37 protein-coding genes, 1 pseudogene and 1 riboswitch are annotated in these 25,282 nt (G+C 39.9%); of the genes and pseudogenes, 31 read left to right on the forward strand and 7 right to left on the reverse strand.

What is annotated here, in order from left to right; genetic code table 11:
- The first annotated feature begins 6 nt into the window (after window positions 1-6).
- The 26 genes and pseudogenes from ACTHPA_RS14250 (at window position 7) to ACTHPA_RS14375 (ending at window position 17,215) form a co-directional block, all read left to right on the forward strand.
- On the forward strand, window positions 7-708 hold the full coding sequence (locus ACTHPA_RS14250; protein ID WP_440501111.1) for a hypothetical protein: 702 nt from the start codon (window positions 7-9) through the stop codon (window positions 706-708).
- Between the two features lie 127 nt (window positions 709-835).
- Entirely contained in the window at window positions 836-1,069 is a 234-nt protein-coding gene (locus tag ACTHPA_RS14255; RefSeq protein ID WP_440501113.1) for a hypothetical protein, read from the forward strand.
- A gap of 174 nt (window positions 1,070-1,243) precedes the next feature.
- On the forward strand, window positions 1,244-2,173 hold the full coding sequence (gene cyoE / locus ACTHPA_RS14260; RefSeq protein ID WP_440501115.1) for a heme o synthase: 930 nt from the start codon (window positions 1,244-1,246) through the stop codon (window positions 2,171-2,173).
- A 168-nt stretch (window positions 2,174-2,341) separates the two neighbouring features.
- A complete protein-coding gene (locus ACTHPA_RS14265) occupies window positions 2,342-3,139 on the forward strand; it encodes a basic amino acid ABC transporter substrate-binding protein (protein ID WP_440501116.1) in 798 nt (265 codons plus the stop codon).
- Window positions 3,140-3,181: 42 nt separating this feature from the next.
- Complete coding sequence (locus ACTHPA_RS14270) at window positions 3,182-3,925, forward strand: amino acid ABC transporter permease (protein ID WP_440501117.1); 744 nt, start codon at window positions 3,182-3,184, stop codon at window positions 3,923-3,925.
- Entirely contained in the window at window positions 3,922-4,644 is a 723-nt protein-coding gene (locus ACTHPA_RS14275) for an amino acid ABC transporter ATP-binding protein (RefSeq protein ID WP_440501118.1), read from the forward strand. The genes ACTHPA_RS14270 and ACTHPA_RS14275 overlap by 4 nt, the downstream gene beginning before the upstream one ends.
- Window positions 4,645-4,786: 142 nt before the next feature.
- Complete coding sequence (locus tag ACTHPA_RS14280) at window positions 4,787-5,437, forward strand: SIMPL domain-containing protein (protein WP_440501119.1); 651 nt, start codon at window positions 4,787-4,789, stop codon at window positions 5,435-5,437.
- A 122-nt stretch (window positions 5,438-5,559) separates the two neighbouring features.
- Entirely contained in the window at window positions 5,560-6,009 is a 450-nt protein-coding gene (locus tag ACTHPA_RS14285; RefSeq protein ID WP_440501120.1) for a GNAT family N-acetyltransferase, read from the forward strand.
- A 13-nt stretch (window positions 6,010-6,022) separates the two neighbouring features.
- The gene (locus tag ACTHPA_RS14290; protein WP_440501122.1) at window positions 6,023-6,787 is read left to right on the forward strand and encodes an alpha/beta fold hydrolase; all 765 of its coding nucleotides are present in this window, start codon (window positions 6,023-6,025) and stop codon (window positions 6,785-6,787) included.
- Window positions 6,788-6,801: 14 nt separating this feature from the next.
- Window positions 6,802-7,362 (forward strand): NUDIX hydrolase, encoded by a 561-nt coding sequence (locus ACTHPA_RS14295; protein ID WP_440501123.1) that lies wholly within the window; start codon window positions 6,802-6,804, stop codon window positions 7,360-7,362.
- A 35-nt stretch (window positions 7,363-7,397) separates the two neighbouring features.
- A complete protein-coding gene (locus ACTHPA_RS14300; RefSeq protein ID WP_440501124.1) occupies window positions 7,398-7,952 on the forward strand; it encodes a DUF402 domain-containing protein in 555 nt (184 codons plus the stop codon).
- A gap of 3 nt (window positions 7,953-7,955) precedes the next feature.
- The gene (locus ACTHPA_RS14305) at window positions 7,956-8,324 is read left to right on the forward strand and encodes a hypothetical protein (protein WP_440501126.1); all 369 of its coding nucleotides are present in this window, start codon (window positions 7,956-7,958) and stop codon (window positions 8,322-8,324) included.
- Window positions 8,325-8,336: 12 nt separating this feature from the next.
- Window positions 8,337-8,819, forward strand: coding sequence for a tetratricopeptide repeat protein (locus ACTHPA_RS14310; RefSeq protein ID WP_440501127.1), 483 nt, complete (start codon window positions 8,337-8,339; stop codon window positions 8,817-8,819).
- 54 nt (window positions 8,820-8,873) lie between these two features.
- Window positions 8,874-9,176: a DUF2087 domain-containing protein gene (locus ACTHPA_RS14315; protein WP_440501129.1), complete on the forward strand. Its 303-nt coding sequence runs from the start codon at window positions 8,874-8,876 to the stop codon at window positions 9,174-9,176.
- Window positions 9,157-10,035, forward strand: coding sequence for a hypothetical protein (locus ACTHPA_RS14320; protein WP_440501131.1), 879 nt, complete (start codon window positions 9,157-9,159; stop codon window positions 10,033-10,035). The genes ACTHPA_RS14315 and ACTHPA_RS14320 overlap by 20 nt, the downstream gene beginning before the upstream one ends.
- Before the next feature lie 11 nt (window positions 10,036-10,046).
- A complete protein-coding gene (locus ACTHPA_RS14325) occupies window positions 10,047-10,940 on the forward strand; it encodes a GNAT family N-acetyltransferase (protein ID WP_440501133.1) in 894 nt (297 codons plus the stop codon).
- Entirely contained in the window at window positions 10,937-11,497 is a 561-nt protein-coding gene (locus ACTHPA_RS14330; RefSeq protein WP_440501135.1) for a nucleotidyltransferase family protein, read from the forward strand. The genes ACTHPA_RS14325 and ACTHPA_RS14330 overlap by 4 nt, the downstream gene beginning before the upstream one ends.
- 24 nt (window positions 11,498-11,521) lie before the next feature.
- Entirely contained in the window at window positions 11,522-12,652 is a 1,131-nt protein-coding gene (gene dnaN / locus ACTHPA_RS14335; protein WP_440501137.1) for a DNA polymerase III subunit beta, read from the forward strand.
- Window positions 12,653-12,708: 56 nt separating this feature from the next.
- Window positions 12,709-13,164, forward strand: a complete 456-nt coding sequence (locus tag ACTHPA_RS14340) for an SRPBCC family protein (RefSeq protein WP_440501139.1) — start codon at window positions 12,709-12,711, stop codon at window positions 13,162-13,164.
- Window positions 13,164-13,610: pseudogene (locus ACTHPA_RS14345) on the forward strand (ASCH domain-containing protein); the annotation flags it as partial. The gene ACTHPA_RS14340 and the pseudogene ACTHPA_RS14345, both read left to right, overlap by 1 nt.
- A 3-nt stretch (window positions 13,611-13,613) precedes the next feature.
- Entirely contained in the window at window positions 13,614-14,018 is a 405-nt protein-coding gene (locus ACTHPA_RS14350; RefSeq protein WP_440501256.1) for a VOC family protein, read from the forward strand.
- A gap of 19 nt (window positions 14,019-14,037) precedes the next feature.
- Complete coding sequence (locus ACTHPA_RS14355; protein ID WP_440501140.1) at window positions 14,038-14,520, forward strand: NUDIX hydrolase; 483 nt, start codon at window positions 14,038-14,040, stop codon at window positions 14,518-14,520.
- The gene (locus ACTHPA_RS14360; RefSeq protein WP_440501141.1) at window positions 14,498-14,842 is read left to right on the forward strand and encodes a cupin; all 345 of its coding nucleotides are present in this window, start codon (window positions 14,498-14,500) and stop codon (window positions 14,840-14,842) included. The genes ACTHPA_RS14355 and ACTHPA_RS14360 overlap by 23 nt, the downstream gene beginning before the upstream one ends.
- Before the next feature lie 55 nt (window positions 14,843-14,897).
- Window positions 14,898-15,929, forward strand: coding sequence for a serine hydrolase domain-containing protein (locus ACTHPA_RS14365; RefSeq protein ID WP_440501142.1), 1,032 nt, complete (start codon window positions 14,898-14,900; stop codon window positions 15,927-15,929).
- A gap of 49 nt (window positions 15,930-15,978) precedes the next feature.
- Entirely contained in the window at window positions 15,979-16,428 is a 450-nt protein-coding gene (locus ACTHPA_RS14370; protein ID WP_440501144.1) for an HIT family protein, read from the forward strand.
- Complete coding sequence (locus tag ACTHPA_RS14375; RefSeq protein WP_440501145.1) at window positions 16,418-17,215, forward strand: protein phosphatase 2C domain-containing protein; 798 nt, start codon at window positions 16,418-16,420, stop codon at window positions 17,213-17,215. Before ACTHPA_RS14370 ends, ACTHPA_RS14375 begins: the two co-directional genes overlap by 11 nt.
- 65 nt (window positions 17,216-17,280) lie before the next feature.
- Here the strand turns inward: ACTHPA_RS14375 and ACTHPA_RS14380 are convergent, their stop codons facing one another.
- The 4 genes from ACTHPA_RS14380 to ACTHPA_RS14395 all read right to left on the reverse strand — a co-directional run bounded on the left by ACTHPA_RS14380 (window position 17,281) and on the right by ACTHPA_RS14395 (window position 18,578).
- The gene (locus tag ACTHPA_RS14380) at window positions 17,281-17,595 is read right to left on the reverse strand and encodes a DMT family transporter (protein WP_440501147.1); all 315 of its coding nucleotides are present in this window, start codon (window positions 17,593-17,595) and stop codon (window positions 17,281-17,283) included.
- Window positions 17,595-17,936 carry a DMT family transporter gene (locus ACTHPA_RS14385; protein ID WP_440501148.1) on the reverse strand — a complete coding sequence of 114 codons (342 nt, stop codon included), beginning with the start codon at window positions 17,934-17,936 and terminating at the stop codon, window positions 17,595-17,597. The genes ACTHPA_RS14380 and ACTHPA_RS14385 overlap by 1 nt, the downstream gene beginning before the upstream one ends.
- A 67-nt stretch (window positions 17,937-18,003) precedes the next feature.
- Window positions 18,004-18,100: riboswitch (guanidine-I (ykkC/yxkD leader) on the reverse strand.
- Between the two features lie 43 nt (window positions 18,101-18,143).
- A complete protein-coding gene (locus tag ACTHPA_RS14390; RefSeq protein WP_440501149.1) occupies window positions 18,144-18,281 on the reverse strand; it encodes a hypothetical protein in 138 nt (45 codons plus the stop codon).
- Window positions 18,282-18,401: 120 nt separating this feature from the next.
- A complete protein-coding gene (locus tag ACTHPA_RS14395; protein WP_440501151.1) occupies window positions 18,402-18,578 on the reverse strand; it encodes a YfhD family protein in 177 nt (58 codons plus the stop codon).
- Between the two features lie 127 nt (window positions 18,579-18,705).
- Between ACTHPA_RS14395 and ACTHPA_RS14400 the strand changes: the two genes are divergently transcribed.
- From ACTHPA_RS14400 to ACTHPA_RS14415, 4 genes are all read left to right on the forward strand, one after another.
- Window positions 18,706-18,942: a PepSY domain-containing protein gene (locus ACTHPA_RS14400; protein ID WP_440501257.1), complete on the forward strand. Its 237-nt coding sequence runs from the start codon at window positions 18,706-18,708 to the stop codon at window positions 18,940-18,942.
- A gap of 91 nt (window positions 18,943-19,033) precedes the next feature.
- A complete protein-coding gene (locus ACTHPA_RS14405; RefSeq protein ID WP_440501152.1) occupies window positions 19,034-19,828 on the forward strand; it encodes a VLRF1 family aeRF1-type release factor in 795 nt (264 codons plus the stop codon).
- Window positions 19,829-19,933: 105 nt separating this feature from the next.
- Window positions 19,934-20,644, forward strand: a complete 711-nt coding sequence (locus tag ACTHPA_RS14410; RefSeq protein ID WP_440501153.1) for a hypothetical protein — start codon at window positions 19,934-19,936, stop codon at window positions 20,642-20,644.
- 136 nt (window positions 20,645-20,780) lie between these two features.
- Window positions 20,781-21,182, forward strand: a complete 402-nt coding sequence (locus tag ACTHPA_RS14415; RefSeq protein ID WP_440501155.1) for a DUF4870 domain-containing protein — start codon at window positions 20,781-20,783, stop codon at window positions 21,180-21,182.
- Between the two features lie 48 nt (window positions 21,183-21,230).
- Here the strand turns inward: ACTHPA_RS14415 and ACTHPA_RS14420 are convergent, their stop codons facing one another.
- The gene (locus ACTHPA_RS14420; RefSeq protein WP_440501156.1) at window positions 21,231-21,488 is read right to left on the reverse strand and encodes a DUF4190 domain-containing protein; all 258 of its coding nucleotides are present in this window, start codon (window positions 21,486-21,488) and stop codon (window positions 21,231-21,233) included.
- A 163-nt stretch (window positions 21,489-21,651) separates the two neighbouring features.
- On the opposite strand from ACTHPA_RS14420, the gene ACTHPA_RS14425 reads away from it, so the two are divergent.
- Window positions 21,652-23,442, forward strand: a complete 1,791-nt coding sequence (locus ACTHPA_RS14425; protein ID WP_440501157.1) for a S9 family peptidase — start codon at window positions 21,652-21,654, stop codon at window positions 23,440-23,442.
- A gap of 123 nt (window positions 23,443-23,565) precedes the next feature.
- Here the strand turns inward: ACTHPA_RS14425 and ACTHPA_RS14430 are convergent, their stop codons facing one another.
- Both ACTHPA_RS14430 and ACTHPA_RS14435 read right to left on the reverse strand, forming a co-directional pair.
- Entirely contained in the window at window positions 23,566-24,123 is a 558-nt protein-coding gene (locus ACTHPA_RS14430) for an SLOG family protein (protein WP_440501158.1), read from the reverse strand.
- Window positions 24,120-25,280 carry an acyl-CoA dehydrogenase family protein gene (locus tag ACTHPA_RS14435; RefSeq protein WP_440501159.1) on the reverse strand — a complete coding sequence of 387 codons (1,161 nt, stop codon included), beginning with the start codon at window positions 25,278-25,280 and terminating at the stop codon, window positions 24,120-24,122. The genes ACTHPA_RS14430 and ACTHPA_RS14435 overlap by 4 nt, the downstream gene beginning before the upstream one ends.
- Window positions 25,281-25,282: the final 2 nt, after the last annotated feature.

Genomic DNA, 25,282 nt, shown 5'->3' on the forward strand with positions numbered 1-25,282 from the left:
GAAAAGATGAAAAGGATATTAGCAGGATTGTTCGTTTGTACGTTGATCTTATCCGGTTGCCACAACTTACAAGGAACGAGATCAGATAGAATAACCGCATATGCAGACAACTACGAAATTAGCGGAGAGACAAAAGATGAAATCATCGGAACAGTTCATTCGGCCATTTTCACGACCGTAGATCGAAGCAACAAAGAGGCAAAAAGAATTTATGGACCGATGCCGACAAAAAAAGGGGCAAAGCTGACGATCGAGCCAGGAAGATACGCATTGATGGGTCACCCATCTGGGAATATATATATATATGACGAAGATGACAACTTGCTCTTACGGGAAATCGTAGGGGACAAAGCTGGAGTGTCTAGCTTAACTGCCGACATCGATTCAACGTTCACCATCTTTTTTGACGGCGGCTATAACACAGTAACGATTCAACCCGTAAAGACCGAGCTTTCCACCGAGCTGACAGCTGGAATTTGGGATGTCGGGTTGGACATTAAGCCGGGTAACTATTCAATTAGCATCCCCTATGGGTATGGCTTTGTACAGATTTTGGAAGAAGGAAAAGACCCTCAACTATTTGAATTGCTGGGGGGAGAATTGACAGGCTCTCAAAGTCAAGTGCAGTTGAAAGAAGGGCAGAAAGTGCGTGTATCAAAAGTTTCAAGAGTTAATTTTGAACCTTTGATTGAACAGACTGGGAAATGAATCAAACGGCGGGTTGAAGTGTATCAGCTGTTTCTCCATTATATCTAATATAACTTGCAATCTGGTCACATATACTATGGTAGGATAGAATGTAACCTTTATTAGAAATGGCTTGGGAGTGACAAATATGAAGACTGAGAAACAGATGTCGTTGAAAGATTGGATATTAACATTAATCCTTGTCTGTTTGCCGATAGTCGGCTTCGTCATGCTCATTATTTGGGCAGCAGATAAGCAGGATCCGCGAAATACATTTGCAAAGGCGTACTTGATTGTGATGGGTGGAATCTTTGCACTTATTATATTAATGTATATTTTCATATTCATTTTTCTGTTATTTATAGGTGTAATGGCTTCGTAAATCCGAAGCCATTTTTTATTTTCCAGTTCAGTTTTGAATAAATTGTGTCAAACTTAAAGGGAAACCAATGGATTTCTAAAGAAAAATCCGTAAATCTTTAAATTATCACGGATGAAATGATATGATGGAAGGGATGAAACTTTGCCAAAATACCTCTGAGGAGCGTATATAGATATGACGAAAGATATGGATATAACTTTTACTGAAAATAGCACAACCATAGATCAAAATTCAGGAACGTTGATAGCGGATTTGAAATCGCTTTTCAAGGGACCGGTTTTGCTTGCCAATGCATTGCCCGTGTTTGTCGGCTTTTGGCTTGCCCTTCATTTTACTGGTGGCTCCTTATTTGCGAACAGCAAACTGTTTTGGCTGACGATTATTGGGAGCACAATCCTGATGGGTGGGGCGCTCGTCCTGAATAACTGGTACGACGTAGATATCGATACGGTTATGAAAAGGACTCAAAAGCGTCCGACTGTAACTGGTAACATTCCTTTAAAGACTGTATTAGGGATCGGTATTTCCCTTTCGGCATTAGGGATGATCATGCTGTTATTTACAACGATGGAGGCAGCGATTTACGCATTCATCGGTTGGTTCACATATGTCATCATGTACACAATGTGGACGAAACGTAAATATACATTGAATACGGTTATCGGAAGTGTTTCAGGTGCGGTAACCCCGATGATCGGCTGGGCTGCAATTGCACCAACATGGCATATCGTTCCAATCATGCTTTTTATCATTTTATTCATTTGGCAGATGCCGCATACATTTGCAATCGCGATGAGGAAGTACGATGAATACAAGGCGGCCAATGTAGCGATGTTGCCGGTCGTTCATGGTTTCAAGGTGACAAAGCGCCAAATGTTCGTCTACATCGCATGTTTGCTTCCGTTGCCATTTTACTTAGGATCACTCGGAATGCTATTCATCGTTCTTGCTACGATATTGAATATTGGATTCTTGATTGTCTCCATTCGTGGATTCTTTACGAAAAACGATGACAGATGGGCATATGTTATGTTCATCTACTCTGTCAATTATATAGCTATTTTATTTTTACTGATGGTAGCTGTTACGTTGCCGATCTTTTAATAAAAACTGCTCCGTTGTCGACGGAGCAGTTTTTTGTTTTGAATAATTGAAGTTTCGCCCTTGACTGTTAATTGAAAATATTCAGTTGTGAATGAAAGCGTTTTCGTATATAATCAATTAAAGTATCAATCAATTCTGTAAATTAGTAGAAAATAAGGGGGAGTCCAAATGGAGAAATCAGTAAAACGTTTCTTGGTTGGCATCGCATTGGTGTGCACATCCATTGTTCTAATCGGATGCGGAACAGGTTCTACAAAAACGAGCGGATCTGGCGGCGATGAGACAAGCGGAAAACGAAAATTGATTGTCGGCACGGACGCGACATATGCGCCAATGGAGTATATGGATGAAAAGGGGAATATTATTGGTATTGATATTGATATCGTAAATGCAATCGCGGAAGCTGCAGGTTTCGAAGTGGAATATAAAAATTATGGTTGGGAGCCGTTATTCCCGGCGGTCGATAATGGGGAAGTTGATTTCGCAGTTTCTTCAATTACAATTACTCCGGAGAGGGAGCAATCATATGATTTCTCCGATCCTTATTTTATAGCGAATCAATTGATTCTTGTACCTGAAGATTCGGATGTCGAGTCATTCGAAGATTTGGCTGATAAGCGTGTTTCTGTCCAAATCAATACGACAGGACATATTGTTGTAGCTGATTTATTAGGGAAGACAAACTCGAAAATTGTAGCCGCAGAGACAATGCCTCTTGCTATTACTGAAATGATCAACGGTAATGCGGATGCTTCTGTTGGTGATAACGCAGTAATCATTGATTACAAAGCAAATAACCCTAATGTGAAAGTGAAGACAATTGAAGATGACAGTTTTGAAAAAGAATATTATGGGTTGATGGTGAAGAAAGGGAATCAGGAAGTACTAGATATGTTAAATGAAGGAATAGAAAAGATTAAGGAAAATGGAAAGTTGAAAGAAATCACCGGCTTTGATGTGGAGTGATCTTTATAAGCAACATCTATACACATCTTGGAGGTGATGTTCATGGAGTTTTTAGGTTTACGAATTGAAATGTTTGAAAATATATGGAGCTATCGGGAACTGTTTATTCGTGGGATTTGGGTAACCCTCGGATTGACAGCGGTAGGATATATAGGAGGATTCATATTAGGGCTGATCGTTGGAATGGGCAAACTATCGAAGCGGAAGTGGATCCATATTCCTGCGAAAATGTATGTAGATTTTTTTCGAGGAACTCCATTACTCGTGCAAATATTATTGATTCATACCGCATTGATCCCTAGTATGTTTGGGCATTCATTAGGATTTTTTGTATCGGGATCGCTAGCACTTATGCTCAACAGTGCCGCCTATAACGCAGAAATTATCCGTGCTGGAATTCAATCGCTCGATAAAGGACAGATGGAAGCTGCGCGTTCTCTCGGGATGCCGCATAAAACTGCCATGAAATTGATCATCCTTCCGCAAGCATTCAGACGGATGATTCCACCGCTCGGCAATGAATTGATTGCATTGTTGAAGGATTCTTCGCTCGTCACAGTCATTGCTGCGAGCGATCTACTGTATGCTGGGAAAGTGGTCGCGGGTGCATATTCAAGATTTTGGGAGCCATATTTAACGGTCGCCGTCCTTTATCTCATTTTGACATTTATCTGTGGGAAGCTTATTAATTATATCGAAAAAAGGTTCAGCAATAGTTATGTCCCGTCCTCAAGAAGGTCTGTTTTTTCAATGCGACGTTCGGAACCGGGAGGGGGATTGCGATGATAAAAGTAAGAAATTTGCACAAATCGTTCGGAAAATTAGATGTGCTAAAGGGTATTGATTACGACATAAAGGAGAAGGAGGTCATCTGTGTAATTGGTCCGAGTGGATCGGGGAAAAGTACATTTTTAAGATGCCTCAACCTCCTTGAAGAAATTACTGCGGGCGAAGTGTTTATAGATGGCGTGAAAATTAATGATTCCAAAACGAATATTAATGATATTCGGCGGGAAGTTGGAATGGTCTTCCAGCAATTCAACCTGTTTCCTCATATGCGAGTCATTGATAATATTACAATTTCACCTATTAAAATTCGGAAAATGAATGAACAAGACGCAAAAGCATTGGCAATGCAGCTTCTTGAGAAAGTAGGTCTGTCCGATAAGGCGAATGCTTACCCTGAACAACTATCCGGTGGACAAATGCAAAGGGTTGCTATCGCAAGAGCGCTTGCAATGAAGCCGAAAGTCATGTTATTTGATGAACCGACGTCTGCATTGGATCCGGAAATGGTGAAGGAAGTATTGGATGTCATGAAACAGTTGGCCATGGAAGGCATGACGATGGTCGTTGTTACTCATGAAATGGGGTTTGCGAAGGAAATGGGAGATCGGGTATTGTTCCTGGACCAAGGGTTATTAGTAGAGGAAGGGACGCCTGATGAAATCTTTTCAAATCCGAAGAACGAGAGAACAAAGGCTTTTTTTAGTAAGATTTTATAAGTCACAGAGGGGGTGTCCAGAAAGTCTAAACAACTTTCTGTGACGCCCTTTTAATTTGATCTTAAGTGCTCAAAGCGAAGTTCCTATAATAATTATTACAACTGGTCTGGCATATGATGATAAAAAAGCAAGGAGGGATAATGTGTATTACCCATATATCCGACAACAAGTCCGACAAAGTGCCCGATCGATTACCGTCGTCGGTCAAGGGGAGGTTTTAGCCTTGCCAGACACAGCTGTAAATCAATTGGAAGTAAACACGACGAGTGAACAACTTAGCGAAGCTCAACGGGAAAACGCAGCAATCATGACTAACATCATTCAAGCATTAGATCAATTGGGCATTCAACTAGAAAATATTCAAACCGTAAATTACTCAATATTTCCGAGATACGATTATGTGAATGGGGAACAAATATTTAAAGGATATGAAGTTTCGAATTCCATCTCGGTTAAACTTACTAATATTCAGCAAGTAGGGGAAGTAATCGATACGGCGGTAGAGCATGGAGCGAATCGGGTTTCCAATATACAATTCTCAGTTGAAAATGTTGATCGGTATAAGCAGGAATCTATAGTCAAGGCTTTACAAAATGCTCAGATGAAAGCCCAAACTATTGCCGACACTTTACAACTCCAAATTGCACCACAACCTGTAAGAGTCACTGAAGTCGAAAATGGTAGTCAGTCTACTCCATTTTTCAAAGCAGCTATGTCAGAAAGTGTATCAACACCGATCGAAGGCGGGCAAATTAGCGTCCGCTCGACAATGAGGGTGCAATATGAATATTAAGCAGTAGCCACGTTCCGCAACGAACTGGCTTTTTTAATTCTCTCGAAAATTAGGAAATGGCAGGTTTTTTGAAATGCATTGTTGAATGTATATTATAGACATTAAATTGAGGGGGAGAGCAAATGAAATACATCGTCGAGAAGGTAAACGATTTACGGGAATTGGATATCGAAGAACTCGTACAAGAAAGTGAACAGGAGGGTTATCGCTTCGTCACACGGCTTGTGAATGAATTTGAGGATGGCACCAATACGTTCAATAAGCCAGGCGAAGTATTGTTTTGTGTCAAAAATGAAGAAGATTCCGTAGTGGCGATCGGCGGCATCAATCAATCACCGTTTTCACAAGAAGCTGATGTAGGACGTTTGCGAAGGTTTTATGTACTTGAAGCTGTCAGACGAGAAGGGGTCGGGACATTATTGTTGCAAACGATCATTGAACACGCTAAGCAGCACTTCAAAGAAATTACTGTCCGAACAGATTCAGCGAAGGCGGATGCTTTTTATCGCGCAGGCGGCTTTTCATTTGATGATTCTGCTTCTGAAACGACACATATTTTACGGTTCAGTTAAGGGGGGAATCAAGTTGCATAAAGATTATATGGAATTTGGCAATAAAGAAGGACCGCTCCTCGTGTTCATTCACGGGGGCGGCGTTGGCGGATGGATGTGGGATAAGCAAATTACGTATTTCAGTGAGTATCATTGCTTAGTTCCTACACTGCAAGGGCATGGGAACAGGAATAATGAAACCTCCTTCTCTATCCATGAAAATGCGCTAGAAATTATGGAGTTGATTGAGCAGAAGAAAGAGGAGAAAGACGTACATATTATCGGTTTTTCAATTGGCGCTCAAATCTGTTTGGAAATCGTGAGTCTGGCACCAAATTTAATAAAAACTGCAGTCATCAACAGTGCGGTAGTCATTCCGATGAAGTACATGATCCCCTTCATTCCCCTGACAATAAAGATGACATTTCCACTTATTAAAAATAAGACATTCGCCAAAGCTCAAGCGAAACAACTATATATGGATGGCGCGTATTTCAATAAATATTATGAAGAAAGCTTGAAAATGAATGCCGACGCACTAATTAATGTTCTCAAAGAAAATATGGCGTACTCACTTCCGGAAAACTGTTCGAAAAGCACTGCCCGTGTTTTAGTGACTGCTGGTGAAAAAGAGAAAGGGCTTGTGAAAAAATCCGTTCGGAAGATTGTCGAGACGAACGAACATTTTGAATTTTTATTCGTCCCTAGTATCGGACACGGTTTTCCAGTTGCTAAATCGGATTTATTCAATCAAGTGTTGGAAGATTGGGTCTTACATCAAAAAGTACATAGGCTGTAATGGAGGGAAAGCAGTTGGGTACATGGAAATTGTTGAACAGTGAATACAAGTATAAATCACCATTTGGCAATTTGAGGAGAGATACTTGTCAAATGTCCGATGGAACAGTTATTGAAGATTACTACGTAAATGAGTATGCGGACTGGGTGAACGCAATCGTATTGACGGAAGATGGTGAAATCATTCTTGTAGAGCAGTATCGCCATCCAGGAAACGATTATTATCTTGAAATTCCGGCAGGGAAAGTAGAGAAAGGCGAATCGTATGAAGAGGCGATTCGACGTGAAGTACGTGAAGAAACTGGCTATGTTTCGGAGCAAAAGCTGATTCATTTAGGGGAGTTCATGGTCAATCCAGCCACCCAAACGAATAAAGTAATCACTTTTTTAATGACTGGTGCAAAACGTATACATGAACAAGAGTTGGATGAGACGGAAGTTCTGGAAGTAAAACATTTACCTTTTGCTAGCATGGAGGAAATGATTCGAAACAAGGAAATCACTCAGTTGTTTACGGTCACTGCTTATCATTTAGCAATAGAATTTATTCGAAATAGAAGAGATTCAGAATTATAACGCAAGGCCGATGCAGAACGGAGAGTGAAGCAGAGATGCTAAAACGCAAATACGGAAGTCGATATGATTGGAAGCGGATAGTGGATAGGGGGTATGCAGAAACATATATTTCCACACCACAATTCAAAGGATATGTAACCCTGCTTGAAATGAATGATGTAGCTGCGCCTCTTTACAAAACATATATGGGAAGGGCAGTTTGCATCGCAGATAAGGGATATAGCTGGCTGCAGCATTTCCCCGATGGAAAGCATTTTTCTGTGACAACGGTGTTTAATTCAACCGGTCAAATTGTCCAATGGTATATCGATATTTGCAGAGAGAATAGCTATTGTTCAATAAATGGACCATGGATGGATGATTTGTTTTTAGATCTGATCGTGCTGCCTAGTGGGGAAATAATAGAGAAAGATATTGACGAATTAGAAGCTGCGCACAACAGTCGAATCATATCAGACGATGAGTTTGCACTTGCGTGGACAGAGTTTGATCGCATTAAAACAATGATAGCCAAAAACAGCTTCGCGCTTCTTGAAATATCAAAAGTTCATTTCGATGATATTTCTAAAAGCAAAGCATTGGAGGGCTAAGCATTGAAACGACTTTTGCTCATAGCCACTTTTGTATTTCTTAGTCTAGCTGGTTGCTCCAGCATCCAAGAGGCCTACAAGGGGAATCCAACACCGAAGGATTTTCTATCTAATGACAAGGCCGATATTTTTATGTGCGAAGGAATTGTTTATTCAAATGTTGAAGGAGTTAAATGGGTACTTGAATTGGATTATACAATAGGTGAGCAAATAGTAGAGATAAAAAAACAGAAAAAGAAAGCTTTTGGATACCGAGATGGAAATGCAAATAAGCTTCCTGTCGGGACTGTTATATATGAAACAAATACTCCGGTCCTTATTGCAGTTGTGGATGGTGAGGAAATTCCTTATTTAGCAATGCTTGAAGGGTAAGAAAGGGAATGAATGAAGGTGAATCTTAACAAAGCCATTTTATTGAGAAGTGAAGGAAAACTTACTGAATCGAATGAAATTCTAAAGGAATTGGCAAAAAATGATCCGGAAAATGCCGAAATTAATTACCAATGTGCATGGAGTTTTGACGTTTTGGGAAAGGAAGTGCAAGCCGTTCCCTACTATGAAAAAGCTCTTCAATTAGGATTGAACGAAGAAGATACGTTAGGTGCAATTATTGGACTCGGCAGTACATACCGAACTTTGGGAAGCTATCAAAAGTCGCAGGCTGTCTTTGAAAACGGCCTTTCGCGCTTTCCAGAAAACAATGTTCTGAAAACGTTCTATGCTATGACACTCTATAACGTCGGAGAACACGTAAAGGCGATGGAGATTCTCCTCACTTGCCTAGTGCAAACTTCAAACGATCCGGATATCAAATCTTATGGGAGAGCCATTACTTTCTATGCGGACAAGCTGGACATGACATGGTAGGAGTGTAGGAACATATTAAGTGATCACTATGAAAAATACAAAGGAATGATAGAGATGGTAGAAAAATTTCAAGTTACAGAAATAGAAAGAGAGAAAGTGCTAAAAAGTTACTTTAGAAAAGGGTTAGATGGTCCGCTAGATACGTTTCCAAGCAAAGACAAAAGGAAGTATATCATTGCCCAAGAAATAATTAAGCGATTTGAAGTTGGAAAAGTGTATTTGGAAAAAGAGATAAACGCTATTCTCAAAGAAATTCATCCTGATTTTGCGACCATTCGACGTTTTTTCATCGACTATGGTTTTATGTATCGCAGTGATGATGGGAAGGAGTATTGGATTGATAATAAGGAAGTTTGATAAAAGTGATAAGGATGAATTAAGCAAACTAAGCAATTTCATCGACAAAGTATTCTGGGAGAATCGTGATTTGAAGGAACGATTCCACAGTAGCATTTCCGCCAAATTGCACAAAGATATATTTACTGTCCAAATTGCAGCTCAAAAACTTGCCGCTGCTTCAACACATAAATCTTCTTGGCATCCAAATTGTATTTATGTCCAACTTGCTTATAACCTGGATGGAGTCGATGAACAGGTACTTCAATCATTGATTACTGAGCTGGAAAATAAATATGAGCAGCCTTTATTTTTCTTGCTGGACGACAGATTTTATCAAGTAAAAGATATATTAACCCGAAATCAATTCAGGATGATTAGAAAAACGGAGATAATACATATCGGGCCTATATTGCCCAAAGGTGAATCTGTGCAGGATGAACGAATTTTATCAATCAGCGAGATACGAACAAATGAAGCAATAATGAATAGTTTTATTCAGTTATGTAAAAAAACGTATACAGAAACACATACCGACAACCCTGTTGCGAATTTGCCGATTGAGAGCTGGAGGCATGCTGCAATGGATGGATTGTTGGAAGAACATAGCTATGTCTTAGTCGACGGGATAGAAATTAATGCTTTTAGTTTAATGTATGAAACTGATAAGAAAAGTTGGGAATTGGGTTGGCTAGGTGTTGATGACCTTTCACAAATCAGTGATTTGGATAAATTGATATATAAACAATTAGAAGATGCTAAAATACACAACATCTCATTCATTGAAAAAGAAGTGGATTCTACTTGTCCATTTTCGCTTCAAATCTATAATTTTGCTGAGTACGAAGTTGCAGAAACATTATATGCTTATATGAAATGAGGAAATAAAGGATGACTTTCGTAATAGAATCACCAAGAAGGACAAAAGATTTGGCCACTTATCTTGCGAAAATGAATACAGAGACGAGCCAACATATCGGCTATTGCGGAGAAGCAATAGAAGAGATATTCGACACGCTTACAAGCGATTTTTCAGACTTAGATTTGGCGAATTCCTTCATGGTCGCTTATGAGAAAGAAGAAATTATAGGTGCCATCGGACTAGACATCGTTTTAGAAGAAAGAAGCGCAGAAGTATGGGGACCCTTTGTGAATGATGAACTTATTCATACAGATCTTGTTAATGAACTTTGGGAGAAAGTAACTGCATTATCAGCCTCGCGAGTGGATCGGTATAACTTTTTCCTCAACTGTGAAAACGAATATGCAAAACAATTCTCCATTTCACATGGGGGGAAATCACAAGGGCGTCATACAGTTCTAGCTGCCAAGAAGAGTGAATGGGAGAAAATCGTTGAGGGAGGAGTAAAAGAATACAATTCTGCTTATAAAGATGACTTTGTAGAATTGCATGAACAAGCTTTTCCATCAACTTATTTCAGTGCACAAACAATTTTCGGACGACTAAGTGAAGAAAATCAATTGTTTATCACTGCAAGTGATGAACAATTGACTGGTTATGTCTATATCGAAGCTGATCCTCAACATGGTGAAGGCTCGATCGAATACATTGCTGTTTCGGATCGATTTCGCAGACAAGGGATTGGCAAAAAGCTGTTAACTTTTGCGTTGGACAAATTGTTCGCTTATGAGGATATTAAAGAAATTTCTTTATGTGTTGATAATGGAAATGAGAAAGCTATAAGACTTTATCTAGCTGCTGGATTTAAAGTAAAGCATGAATTGATTCATGTAAGGATCGAAAAAAAGGCAGTCGTATTATGATTTATGATGAGGAGGATGTCATCCGCTTGGTTTCTGAAGATAAGTGGATGATGGATATTTTACGGAGTGCACAGTCTTTGAATTTGCCTGATTGGTGGGTATGCGCGGGTTTCGTACGATCAAAAATTTGGGATGTGCTACATGAGTTTAATGAAAGAACACCTTTACCGGATATCGATGTGATTTATTTTGATCCATCCAACATAGATGAAGAAATTGAAAAAAATTATGAAAATATATTAAAGCGACATTTGCCTGCAATTCCTTGGTCTGTAAAAAATCAAGCTAGAATGCATACTGTGAACAATGATCTTCCCTATTCGTCATCCACTGAAGCAATAGCCAAATTTCCTGAAACAGCTACTGCATTAGGCGTGAAACTGGAAGACGGAAAGGTAGTGTTGACTGCTCCGCATGGAATAGAAGACGCCGTCAGCTTCCACATAAGACCTACGCCTTACTTCAGGGAAACAGAAGAGCGAATGAAATATTATTATCAACGCATTAGCAAGAAGAATTGGAAGTCGGTATGGCATAAAGTTGAGATTGATAACTGAAATAGTACTAAGGGGAATATATCCATGAAATTTATTATAAAGAACACATTATTTACAGCAATCGTTTCGGAATTATATAAAATATGCTCAACTAAAAGTCTGCTACCAATCCTTTCTGGGATTAAAATTGAAGCAAACCGTGAAGGAATCGTTCTAACTGGCGGTAATTCAGAGTTATTCATTGAAAAGACAATCCCTATACAAATAAATGAGGAAACAGTCGTTGAGGTTCATGAAACCGGCAGTGTTGTTGTATTGTCAAAGCATTTTATGAATCTCCTAAAAAAATTGCCTGATGACATTGAGATTTCATCTGACAATTTGCAGTCTGTCCTTATCAAATCTGGTGATATTGTAACGAGAATGAATGGTTTACATGCAGCGGATTATCCGCAATTGCCGAAGATCGAAATTCTTCATTCCGTTAAGCTCAATTTCAATTCATTAAAAGAAGTGATCAAGCAAACGATATTTGCAGTTTCTAAAAGTGACGCTAAGCCAGTGTTGACAGGTGTGAAGATGGAGTTTGGCAACAATAAACTTACTTGTATTGCAACTGACTCCCACCGTTTATCGCGAAAAGAGATAGAAATCAATTTTACTGAAGCATCCCATTCTATCGTTGTTCCAAATAAAAGCTTAACCGAACTTCTACTATTGAAAGAATCCAGCTTTGCTACAGTACAAATATCGATTGGGCCTAATATGATCGTATTTTCCACAGAGAATACAAACCTGTATTCCGTATTAATTGAAGGGAATTATCCAAACACAGGATCATTAATTCCGGAGGGTTTTGTGACGGAAATTACGATGGATACGAAAGAATTAATATCGGGGATTGACCGGGCTTGCGTTTTCTCCGAAGAATGGAAGCATAACAATGTTCACTTGGCAGTGATTGACAATAGCATTTTAAAAATTACAACAAACTCTGTAGGAATTGGAACGATCGAAGAACACCAAAGAATAAGTAAGGTGAATGGTAATCCTGCTATGGATATGACTTTTGATGGGCGTTTTTTATTAGAAGCATTAAAAGGGATACAGGAAGAACAAGTGACAATCAGTTTTGGTGGAATGATGAAGCCAGCCGTCATTTGTCCGAAAAATGACAACTCATACGTGCAATTGATTTCACCGCTACGAACATAGTACATTATAGGACTTTAAGTACGGTTAAATAGTATCCGAGAATAGGGGAATTATTAGTGAAGCAGTGGACAAAGGAAATTGAGATTGATGCACCAATTGAACAAGTTTGGAAGTATTTAGATGGAACTTTAGAGAACATGCAAAAGATCATGCCGCAAGTCGTCTCAAATGAGCCCATTACCATTAAAGAAGGAATGGTGGGAAGTATATATTTACAGAAATATAGAGAAGGCAAGCGAGTCATGGAGTATGAGGTTGAAACACTCGACTATTTGAATTCTCCGAATGAAAAAAAGATGAAAGTCGGGTTTACACTCAGTGGTATGTTCGAGATAACAGCTGGTTATGAACTTGATAAGATTGATGAAGGAAGAACTAGATTTATTTATACGACTACAAATAAACCGCTGAAATGGTTCGTAAATTTATTTTTACTATTTGCCACTGACAAAGTCGTTGTCGATTTTGTAAAGCGAGTGAAAAAAGTTGCTGAAAATGGGGAGGAGAACTAATGAATCAGGCTGCAAAGGAATATTGGAATCAATTTTGGGGAGATAAAGAACGTCCTACAATTGTCAGTGCATGGATGTTTGGCGAAGCTGTAGATGAGCTGGCTCAGGCGGTCATCGACGGACGGAAGACGGCGACTTGTTCGGCGCTTGTATTATATGAATTGGAAAATCAACCAGTCCCGGTAGTTGAGGAGTACAGTATCATTCTAAATAGTTTGGAAGAGCCGGTTGCAATCATTAAAACGGTGGATGTATCCATTATACCGATGAATGAAGTGACGGAAGAGTTTGCTTTGGCAGAAGGTGATGGATCTTATCGGAATTGGAAAGAGATCCATGAACGTTATTTCAAGCGGGAGCTTGGCAAAGTTGGGTTGGAGTTCAGTGAAGATTTACTGCTTGTCTGCGAACGATTTGAATTAGTTGATGTGAAAAGGAAGGTGGAGCATATGAATAATAGATTACTAAGGGTTGGTACTACGTATATTCCTGTATCTAATGTTGACCTAGCTGCTAAATGGTATGTTGAAAAATTGGATGCACAATTGAATTATAAGGACGAAGACAAGGCAATTTTGGATTTGGCCGATCAAAGTTTCTTTCTCGTTAAATCGAAAGAAAAAGAGACTACCAACTTTATAGACGCTTATGGGAATGAGCGCTTTTCACTAACTTTTGAAGTCGATGGGAAAGAGGCTTTAAAGTTGCTTCGTGAAAGTTTAAAGGAACGTGAAGTGCAGGTGGGAGAGATTGAGAACCGAGGGCATGCAGGAATCAATTTTGTGTTTTCAGATGTCGACGGAAATCGATTTGATGTGTGGAGTGAATTGAGTCCTACATTTAAAAGAGAATGATAAAAATAAGGGGTGTTTCATGGGGTATATTAGTGAATTAAGAAAACTGATTGGTACGCGGCCAATCATTATGGTTGGAGCGAATGTAATAGTGACAAATGAAGAAAATCAACTTCTCCTTCAGCTAAGAACAGACAATAATTGCTGGGGACTGCCTGGTGGATCTATGGAACTTGGTGAAACCTTGGAAGATGTTGCAAAGCGGGAACTCTATGAGGAAACGAATTTAACTGCAAACGAACTGTCTTTATTCAACGTCTATTCTGGAAAGGAACTTTATTATCGTTATCCACATGGTGATGAAGTGTATAACGTAGTAGCCACATTTATTTGTGAAAATTTTGAGGGTGAATTAATTGCGGAGAAAAATGAAGTGTTGTCTTTACAATTCTTTTCATTCAACGATCTGCCTAGCAACATTAGCTCTCCAGATTTGCCGATTGTTACGGAATTTCTCCGTGTCCAAAGGGGGGCGCAAGTTGAGAATTATACATCTGAATAATGTTATAGGAAAGAACATTACGCAATACGATTCAAGCTTTATTATGAGAAAACTATTAATGACCAATCAGCCCTCTCATGTAGGACTGATGGAATTGGGGGAAAATGGAATAGTAGGTTATCACGTAGCGGCAGTTCCGCAAATGCTGATCGTAATAGAAGGAGAAGGCTGGGTCCGAGCAGGTGAGGATGCAAAGGCAAGGATTACAGCAGGAAATGTCGTCTTATGGGAAAAAGGGGAAGGACATGAAACGACAACATTTAGAGGAATGAAAGCAATTGTAATAGAATCTGAAGGGTTGGACATCAGCTCATGTATATAGCTATAACAGGAGCTAACAAAATCTATTGGAAATCAACAAGCTTGGAGATTATAAAATGAAAAATAGTGTAATGAAACGAATCGAACAGATACAAAATGATATACAATTTTGGGGCACCGTTTTTGTTAGGGATAAAGAGAAAACCTATGTGGACGCTAGTTTCGGTTATGCAAATCGTGCGGATCATATAAAAAACGAAGTGGGAACGCGATATGGAATTGCTTCAGGCTGCAAGCTATTTACGGCAATCGCGATTTGTCAGCTTGTGGAGGAAGGGAAGATATCTTTTGATACGAAGATGACAGAGTTTCTTTCATTTGACTTCCCAAATTTCGATAAAAATATTACGATTCATCATCTTCTCACTCACACTTCAGGTGTACCTGATTATTTTGACGAGGAAGAAATGGATGACTTCGAAGATTTATGGATTGAGAATCCTATGTATCATTTACGCTCTCTAGAAGATTTCTTGCCGCTATTTCAAAATGGACATATGAAATTTAGTCCTGGCGAACGTTTCCATTATAATAATGCAGGTTTTATTCTTCTTGGTTTAATTGTTGAAAAAGCTAGCGGGCTTCCATTTAAAGAATATGTTCAACAAAGGGTTTTTGAAAAGGCATATATGGCTGATTCCGGTTATTTTGCACTTGATTCACTACCCGGAAAAACAGCAATTGGCTATATTGACAACGAAGATGGTACATGGAAGACGAATGCGTATTCAATACCCGTCCAAGGCGGTTCTGATGGTGGGGCGTTTGTAACTGCAAAGGATATGGCGAAATTATGGAACGCTTTACTAAACTATCAATTGTTTTCGAAAGAACTAACTGAACAATTGCTTACTTCTCATGCCAAAGAAGAGGATGGCGATTATTATGGATATGGCGTATGGATTGAGAAGAATAACGACATTGCCATTAAGTATCACGTCATGGGATATGACCCAGGCGTCAGTTTCCATTCAGCTTATTATCCAAAAACAGATGTCAGTCTCGTCGTCTGTTCTAATAAATCCGTCGGTGCATTCAGTGTAATGAATAGCATTGAAGAGGAATTGGATCTTGTTGAAACCTTGTAGTGAGATCGACTAGCAGTAAAATACCTTGTTGGTGAGATGGGATGGGAAAATGGATTGTTTTATTTGCAAGAAACACCTTGGAGAAATACAGACGGCTGGTATCACAATTTATGAAGATAATGTTGTTTACGTAGGACATATAGATAATAATGGACAACCCAGTTATTTGGGGCATTTGATGATTGATTTGAAAAGGCATGTGCCAACACTTGGAGATATGAATGGAGAAGAAGCGGCTGCTTTTGGACGAATAATGGCAAGAGTGAGCAAGGCCTTAATGGTTACTGAAGGGGCGGAGCATATTTACTCTCTTGTTTCTGGAAATGCCGTTCCACATTTGCATATGCATATTGTCCCGCGCTATCCGGGCACTCCCGAAAAATATTGTGGACCGATGTCTGTTCGTGATTGGTCAGAAGCACCAATAGGGGGGAATAGAGAAATAATCGAATTGTGTGAGCGGGTGCGTTCGTTTATGGAGACAAACAATGAGCAATAAGTTTTCATGGGTTGGAAGTGAAAAGGATTATATAGACAAGAAATATGTTCACTCGATTGGTCGTGTAGCGATTGGATTATTCGGAGGAAATTCTTCCGCGGGACAATATAAAAACGAAGATGGCTGTATAGTTTGGATAGGTGAGGTGTGGGAATTCGCTGCGATTTTAGATGCTCACTATAGTGCTGAGAGTGCTGAACTGATCATACAAACGCTCAAAGAGTACGAGTATGAACTTAGGGAACTACTATCCATGCCGGGATTTCACAACGTGCAAGAAAAGCTTCTTGCCATCTTTCAAAGTGACAAATTTCTTGGTCAATGCAAGAAGGTCAGAGGAGAGACTGCTTGTCTCATCTGTATTCGTAAGGATAACTATCTTTGGTGGTTATCCATCGGAGATTGCGTAGCTTACGTTTTCCACCCCGATTTTACTGCCCTAGGTCAATTTCAGTTAAATCAAAGGCAGTTCTATGAATGGATTGGGCAAGTGAATACATTTGAGAAAGCTGTTCCATGCTTCACGTCTGGAATCCGGGAATTAAGGAAAGGGATCAATCATATCTTCATGGCGACAGATGGTTTGCTTGAATGTCCAGGAGAACCCTTTTCTAATCCGGTAGACATAGTGGAAATTTTGGACGTTAACCAAGTTGAAGCCGCCTTCTCTTTACTTCTGAATAAAATTGAAGAGTGCAAAGTAAGAGACAGTACGACAATGATTGGTTGGACGGTTGATATTTCGCAACAAGGAAGCATTCCAAGTGATGTTGTTCAAAATGAATAAGCTATATAATCAAAGCCCAATTTCTTCAATAGACTAAGGAATTAGGCTTTGATTGTTTATAAGCTCTAAGATACAAGTTTCAGACCAATGGCTGCTCCTAAAACCATGCCAATAAAAACAAGACGCTTCCAGTCTTTTGATTCTTTAAATAGTACCATTCCTAAAATTGCTCCGCCAGAGGCACCAATTCCTGTCCATATTGCGTATGCAGTACCCATAGGAAGTGTTCTCATCGAATAGGCCAGAAAGATAAAGCTTGCTCCAAAACTAGCTATTAATAAAACTAATGACTGCCAATTACGATCCTTATGCAATTTATTGATCAAGACAACACCAAGCATTTCACATAAGCCAGCCACGATTAAAGCAATCCATGCCATTATGATTCATCTCCTTCCTGAACATTGTCTGAAGTAACTAGTTTTAATCCAACAACTCCCGCTAATAGAAATAAGATTAACAGTACTTTTTCCACTTTAAATGGCTCCCCGAAAATTAGAATTTCGGATAAGACAGTCCCTGCTGTCCCGAGACCAACAAAAACGGCATATACCGTTCCAACGGGGAGCTTCCGTCCCGCCATGATCATTAAATAGAAGCTAATAAAAATTGCGACAGCCGTACCTGCCCAAGTCCAAAAGTCATTCGCGTGCTTTAAGCCGATCACCCACAAAACTTCAAAGAAAGATGCGACAACTACTTTGATCCATTCTTTATTCATCTTCAATACACCTCCGGAATTATTTTGCCTAAAATAAAAAAAGCCTGAGAGACAACTGATAGACAGTTTCTCCCAGGCTTTTATCCTTCCGTGACACAGCTAAGCTGCGAGTTTTCTCTCGGACCAGGCCAACAACTTGTTGCGGAACCCTAGAAAACATTTTTACTTATTTTATTCCATTAGATTATACGTAATTTCTTGAAATAGTCAAGGGATTGCAAAGTCTGAGGAAATACTAAGAAACATATCGGTCATTTTCACATCGTTATCGACCGATACATAGGAATTATCGGTCGATAGAGCAAAGTTATCGGTCAGTTCACCGGTGTTATCGATCAATTTCACAAAGTTATCGTCATTTATCGAGCATAATTCCACTGGATTGTGCCATAACAACCTCAAATTTGAGCAAAACTTAAAAACACCCCTACAACAGTCAAGTGCAGGGGCATACTGTAATGAGCATCATAATTTTTTCTTCTTTTTTGCCTTTCGCAGCTCTGCAAATTCTTTTGCGATTTCCTCCTGCATATTGCCGGGTTTGATCTTCTGGTTTTTTGGTGTTTGCGGCAAAGAATTTGTGTTGTTTCCGCCTGTTTTATTATTGTGGTTATCTCTTCCCAAAATGATCGCTCCTTTCAAATTGCTATCGTACTTACTATGGCTTTCTGGCGTTGTTTTATGCCGAGTGGGGCACATTTCACTATTCCTTGAATAAGATGAGTATGAATGTCTAATTTGATTTGGGGGCTAAATGAGATTGAATAACATGAATAATAATTACTGGGATGGCCATTGGCAAAATCCAAGGTACCGGAAAATTTCAATGGAACAAGCAATTGATATTGCCTTGCAACGTGTTCCTGGAGAGGTTGTTAAGGCTGAATTGGAATTTGATGACGGAACTTTATTATACGAAGTCGAAATCCGTACATCTCAAGGTGTCAAATATGAAGTGAAAGTGGATGCGGTAACCGGTCAGGTTATGAGGGTGAAACTGGATTAAACCAAATTGACTTATTGCCGAATCTTCCGTTTTAGATTGAAATGGATAGGGTATGCTTAAAAGAAGCATACTATGAGGAGGTTCGGGATATATGTCACTTAGTGAAGAACTGAAAAAACTAAAGGAATTCGAATGTAATTCCCGTTGTGTGTTGAGTGTTTATTTGAATACGAACCCTGCAGATCCAGAACAGCAGAATGGCGCTTGGAAAATCCACTTAAAAAACGGTTTGAAGCGCCTCGACGAGTATTTGGTAGCTTCCCAAGATGAAAAAGAAATTAAAGCGTATAAGAAACTGAAAGAAAAAGTAACAAAGGAAATCGAAGATCATCAAAACGACTTGAATAAAGGGGTCGTTATTTTTGCGTCTGAAGATCCTGAATTGTGGTCCGTCCACTATGTGCAAGTACAAGTGAAGACGAGTTTCCATTGGGAGGACCATCCGGTAATCGAGGAAATGGAGTATATGTTGAAAGCGTATCCAGAAGCGGGCATCGTATTGACAAGTTTCGGAGATGTTCGAATTTTGGACACTGCGATGGGTTTTGTCAATGACGAGATGAATTATGCATTTGATTCAGGCCTGGAAGTATGGAAAGAACAACAAAGCGTCCGTTCCTCGTTGCAACGTGGCTCAGGTGGTGGCCAAAGTGACGGACTTGATGATCGTTTACGCGAAAATCTAGAACGTTTTTATAAAGAATTAGGAGTAACTGTTGAGAAAATGAGGAAAGAACGAAACTGGAAGGAATTATACGTAGTCGGTGAAGCGGAGCTTGCAAATTCATTTGCCAAAACTCTTCGGACGAAACCGAATAACTGTATTTATAAAAACTTGAATAATGTTGAATCGAAAAAAGTACTTCATCAAGTTTTTGAGAAATAAATTTATTATCAAAACCGTCTCTATCCAAGGGACGGTTTTCACATTTTGTACAGATATATACTCCCCGTCATATCATAGAGAAAACGATTGATGGGAGGTTGACTTATGGGATTGTTTTTTAATAAGAAGAACCATACAAATCTCTTTAGTGGCAATATTATTTCTGAAAGAAACCAAGCCGTCTATCGAACCGATTCATTGTCAGAAGCTATGAAAGAGCAAAAGAATGCATTCGATATGATGAATGAAAAATATAGCGATATGGAAAAGGAACTTCAAAGACAGAGAAGAGTCCAGTCTGACCGATGGAAAACAACGGGTATGCGTTTTGAAAAAATACTGGATTATCAATCACAACATCGACAGTTTGAACAAGAAGCGATTGAAACATTGGAACGTTTAGATCGAAAACATATTGAGCTGCAAAAAATCCTCTACAATAAGAGAAGGATGAATGAAGAACTTGTTGAACAAATCAACATGCTAAACCAATCAAACAATGAAATAGCGGAACGATTAAATAAATTTGATGCCGACCAAGAGAAACTCCTTAACAAAATGGATGAACAAATCATGAAGCAGGATCAATTCTCCATTTCACTGGAAGAACAGAAGAAAACTCAAACCGGGATTGTGGAAAGAATTGAACAGCAGGAAGGACTGCTAGATAAAATGATGAGACAGTTGGATTTCTTGAAATCGGTTCTATTCGAACGATCACATTTCATTGCAGATAAAATCGACAAAAGCTACCAGCTCACTACGACGTATATAAGTAATGTGAGAGGTAAGTCCAACCAATCCGACCCGAACTAAATTGACGACCTGTCTGTTTGCATTTTGCAGACGGACTTTTTTTGTTTCTTTCACCCCTTTACGTCCTAATAGACTTAAGGAGGCATCATTCTTACAACAATTCAATATACTAGGGAAGAAAGGGGGTTGCTGTTAATTGCAAGAAAATGAAAAAGAAAAGCAAGTAACGAATGAAGGAGAGCTAGCAAAGGCTAATGATCCTAAAGCTGAAGGACACAAAACGTCAATCGGATTAACAGAGAATGTTGGAGGGATGCTATGTTATATCTTCATCATCGGTCTTATTTTTCTATTCATGGAAAAAGATAACCGTTTTATCCGTTTCCACGCGTTTCAATCTGTATTCTTGGCGATCGCTTTACTTTTGATTAGTATCATATTGGGCTTCATTCCAATAATCGGTGCAATTGCAAGCCTGCTTTTAAGCCCACTTGCTTTTGCTCTGATGATTTTCATGATGTATCAAGCTTATCATAACAATTACTATAAGCTCCCATTTATTGGTGACATGGTGGAAAATCAATTGGAAAAGTCATGAAATATAGCCGCTCCGAATATTTCGCCGGGGCGGCATATTTGTATTCACTTAATAGCCCGAACCTCCCAGAAGGATAATGAATATCCAAAAGAGAAGTTTCATTGCCAATGTGATGACACCTAAAATAATGCCAGCTATCGCCATTCCTTTTCCACTTTGAATTTTCTTCCCTGTAACACCGAAGACGATAGCTAAGATCCCCAAAAGATAAGGTAGAAGAGGAATCAGATTTAATACGACTCCTAAGATCCCTAAAACAAGTGAGCTGATTGCCATCCCATTTGTTTGTTGCGTTTCATTTTCCATCCATATCACCCCCACTATGACAGCGTATGCTAGAGTAGAAGCGAATTTGAATGAAAACAACATCTGTGTAAATATTCTCAGAAACTAGTAAAGTTTGATTCTTTCATAAGTATAGAAATGATATACTGTACTTTGAATAGAAAAGTAGCCTAGGAGGATAAGTATGATACCTTTCGCAAAACCGACTGTGGAGCAATTTTTCCGAACATACACAATCACTAATTTTGCAGTGAACAACGATGAAACGAAGCTTATTTTCAACTCGAATCTTAACGGTAAGATGAATTTATGGGCGATGGATTTACCTGGCACATCACCTTACTTATTTGCGCATCAAGATGAATCGTGCAATTTCATCAAGTTCGATTCTGATAATCGGTATGTATTGGCGGGATATGATAATGATGGCGATGAAAATTATCAAATCTATGCTATTCCGTTTGAAGGAGGATTGCCGCAATCATTAATTACAGGCGAAGCGGATCAGAAGTATTATTTCAGTCATTTAAGCGATGATGGCAAACGGATCTATTATGTGACATCTGTCGATAATCCGATGTTTCTAAATTCGCATATGCATAACTTGGAAACAGGTGTCGATACGCTGTTGCATATTGGCGAGACATCAACGACGGAGCTCGCAGCAGTTTCGGATGATGAAACCGCTTTCGTCTACTCACAGGCTTTTGCAAATACCTACGTCGTCAGTTTCGTGAATATCGGGGAAGAAACATTCCACTTAACGCCGGATCCGAATAAAGTGCATGTCGCCTATGAACCTGTGTTCACCGATGACAACACGATTCATTTTATAACGGATTATGAGAGTGATCATGCATATATAGCGAAATTCGATTTGAAGACAAAATCCTTTTCAAAAGTATTGGAAGTGGAAGGAGAAAGTGTCACTACAATCAAATGGAATAAGGAAACAGGCGTCATCCATTTCCTTACAATCAAAGGAGTGGCGGATAAGTATTATCGTATGAATGTAAACGGTGAAGGATTGGAAGAGTGCTCCTTGCCGGTCGATGTAATTGATCAATTCCGTGTCGCAAAATCTGGAAATGTGTATATTTTAGGGAGAAGCGCAACAGTTCCTCCTAATATTTATAAATCTGTAGATGAAAACAAGTGGACAAGACTTACTGAAAATAGAGTGCTCGGTGTCAGCGAGGAAGACATGGTCGAACCGGGTGTCATTTCCTATACTTCGTTTGACGGTTTGGAAATTGAAGCTCTTTTATTCAAAGCGAAAGAAGAGAATGCAAATGGCTACACAATCTTCTGGCCGCATGGCGGTCCCCAGTCATCCGAACGGAAAATGTTTCGTTCAATGTTTCAATGCTTCTTGAACAGAGGTTATAATATTTTTGCACCAAACTTCCGTGGAAGCACAGGCTATGGCTCGGAATTTACGAAAATGGTTGAACAGGATTGGGGAGAAGGTCCTCGCCTCGACTGCTTGGCGGGCATCGATTGGTTGTTTGAAAATGGTATCTCCGACAGGGATCGACTATTTCTCGTAGGAGGAAGCTATGGCGGCTATATGGCTTTACTGCTACACGGCCGACATTCAGAGTATTTTAAAGCAGTCGTCGACATCTTTGGAGTATCCGACTTATTTACATTCGTCAATTCCGTTCCACCACATTGGAAGCCGATAATGGATAGATGGTTAGGCGACCCTGAGCGGGATAAAGAACGCTTCATTAAAGATTCGCCAGTCACGTATCTCGACGGAATGGTGAAACCGATGCTTGTCATCCAAGGTGCAAAGGATCCACGCGTCGTGAAAGAGGAATCCGACCAGATTGTCGCAAAGTTGAATGAGCTCGGTCGCGATGTCGAATATCTTGTGTTGAATGATGAAGGGCATGGATTCTCGAAGAAGGAAAATGAAATTAAGGTATACAGTTTGATGTTGGAGTTTTTGGAGAAGCATCAGAAGTAATTTGGAAAAGCTGTCCACCAGCAGTTGTTAGGCTGGCGGACAGCTTTTAAAATGGAGAGAGCCAATATGCGCTCATAAATTAGCGTAAGTGATCATAAAACCTGATAAGTGATCATATTCCTGTCAATCCCAATCCTGCCTCTGCAAATCTTCAGCAACGAGCTGCAAATCGTCCGCTGAAATCGTCAGTACTTCATAATCGCTTGTCTCCGCAAATTTCAACGCCATTTTCTTCATGAATTTCGGAGAGCCTTCATTTTCCTCATCATACACGATCAAAATCCCATCCGAATTTCGCAATAAAAACTTATCACGCTCGATGAATTGCCAAGGGGCTTCATACGGACGTTTCGTTAAACTGACCGTATAATCTGCATGCGCTAATATGAAGTCGTATGCCTCTTTCTTCGCCTCGTTCCAGTTTTTCTCTTGTTCTTGAAAAGGGGTAATGACGGCGAATTTTAAATCGGGATACATGTCTTGCAGATCAATGACGGTTTCCGCGGACCATGTTTCTACTCCCGGCTGCCCGCTGATGATCACCCATTCGAGACCGATATCGAGTAGGGGAGTCAATCGGTCTTCCAACGCCTTTTTGATAATGCCGATGCCCGGATGCTTATCGTTGAAGATGCCTAATTCATGTGCTTTATAGCCTGTTATGACAAGTCGTTTGATCATTTTTTCATAGCCTCGATTGCGGATAGAGCTATTTTTGAAATGACCATATCATCCATAGGCGGATTGTGCAACCCTGCTCGGACATCCCGGTAGTATCGTTGCAGCGGATTGGACACCTGCAAGCTTTTCGCGCCAACGATGCGCATTGCTTGATCGACAACATGAATGGCTGCATTAGTCACGACATGCTTGGCAGCGCCTAATTCTTGATTCATCGCCGTTCGCCGTTCCTTATTATCGTAAGCGGCTGCGACGCTATATAAAAAATGGCGTGCTTTCATTAATTCCAAATCGATATGACCAATATGACTTTGCACATTCGGCAAATCCGAAATCGTCCCTTGGATACTGTTCGGACTATACTCGACAGCAAACTTCACTGCATAATCTCTTGCAGCTTGTGCAATTCCTAGATAACATGCCGGAATATGAAGGAGCCAGCCGTTCAATTTATCCCCGCGGCGACCTTTACTAAACTCTACGAAATCTTCCTCACTTACAATGACATTATTTAAAACTAAATCATGGCTTTCCGTCCCACGCATGCCGACCGTATTCCAAGTCTCCTTGATTGATACGCCTTCACTTGTTTGATTAACGAGAAAGAATCCGATGCCTTCCTGTTCTTCCACCCATGCAGACACGAGAGAATGCGTTAGGACCGGCGACATCGATGTGAAGTTTTTCTGTCCGTTAATGACCCAATGCCCCTCTTTTTTGACCGCAGTTGTTTGCGGCCGGCCGCCGCGTGTTGGGCTGCCTGTTTGAGCTTCACTCGCCGCGCGATTCACTAGAGCACCGTTCAAAACTTCCTTTGCAAACCGGTCCAAATTGTTCTTTTCCCACAGTTCATTTGCATAAAGATCGCCTACGACGCCTTGATGCCAGCCGATGGATAATCCAGTTGCCCCATCGTAGGACGCAATCGTCTCCTGCATCAATATCATATCCGTAACAGTGATTCCGTCACCTCCATATTCTTTCGGAAGTGCAAGTGTTGTATAACCCAATTCAACAAGCGATTGGATATTTTCTTTTGGGAATTGAGCAAGGCGGTCTGTCTGTTCTGCCGAGCTTCGAATTTTTTGTGCAAGCTTGCTTAATTTATCCATCCATTCCCTTTGCAAATCAGTTGTGATGAAAAGCTCCTTCGACATAT

It is taken from the genome of Sporosarcina sp. SAFN-015 (assembly GCF_051966875.1).
In the GTDB taxonomy this organism is placed as follows: Bacteria; Bacillota; Bacilli; order Bacillales_A; family Planococcaceae; genus Sporosarcina.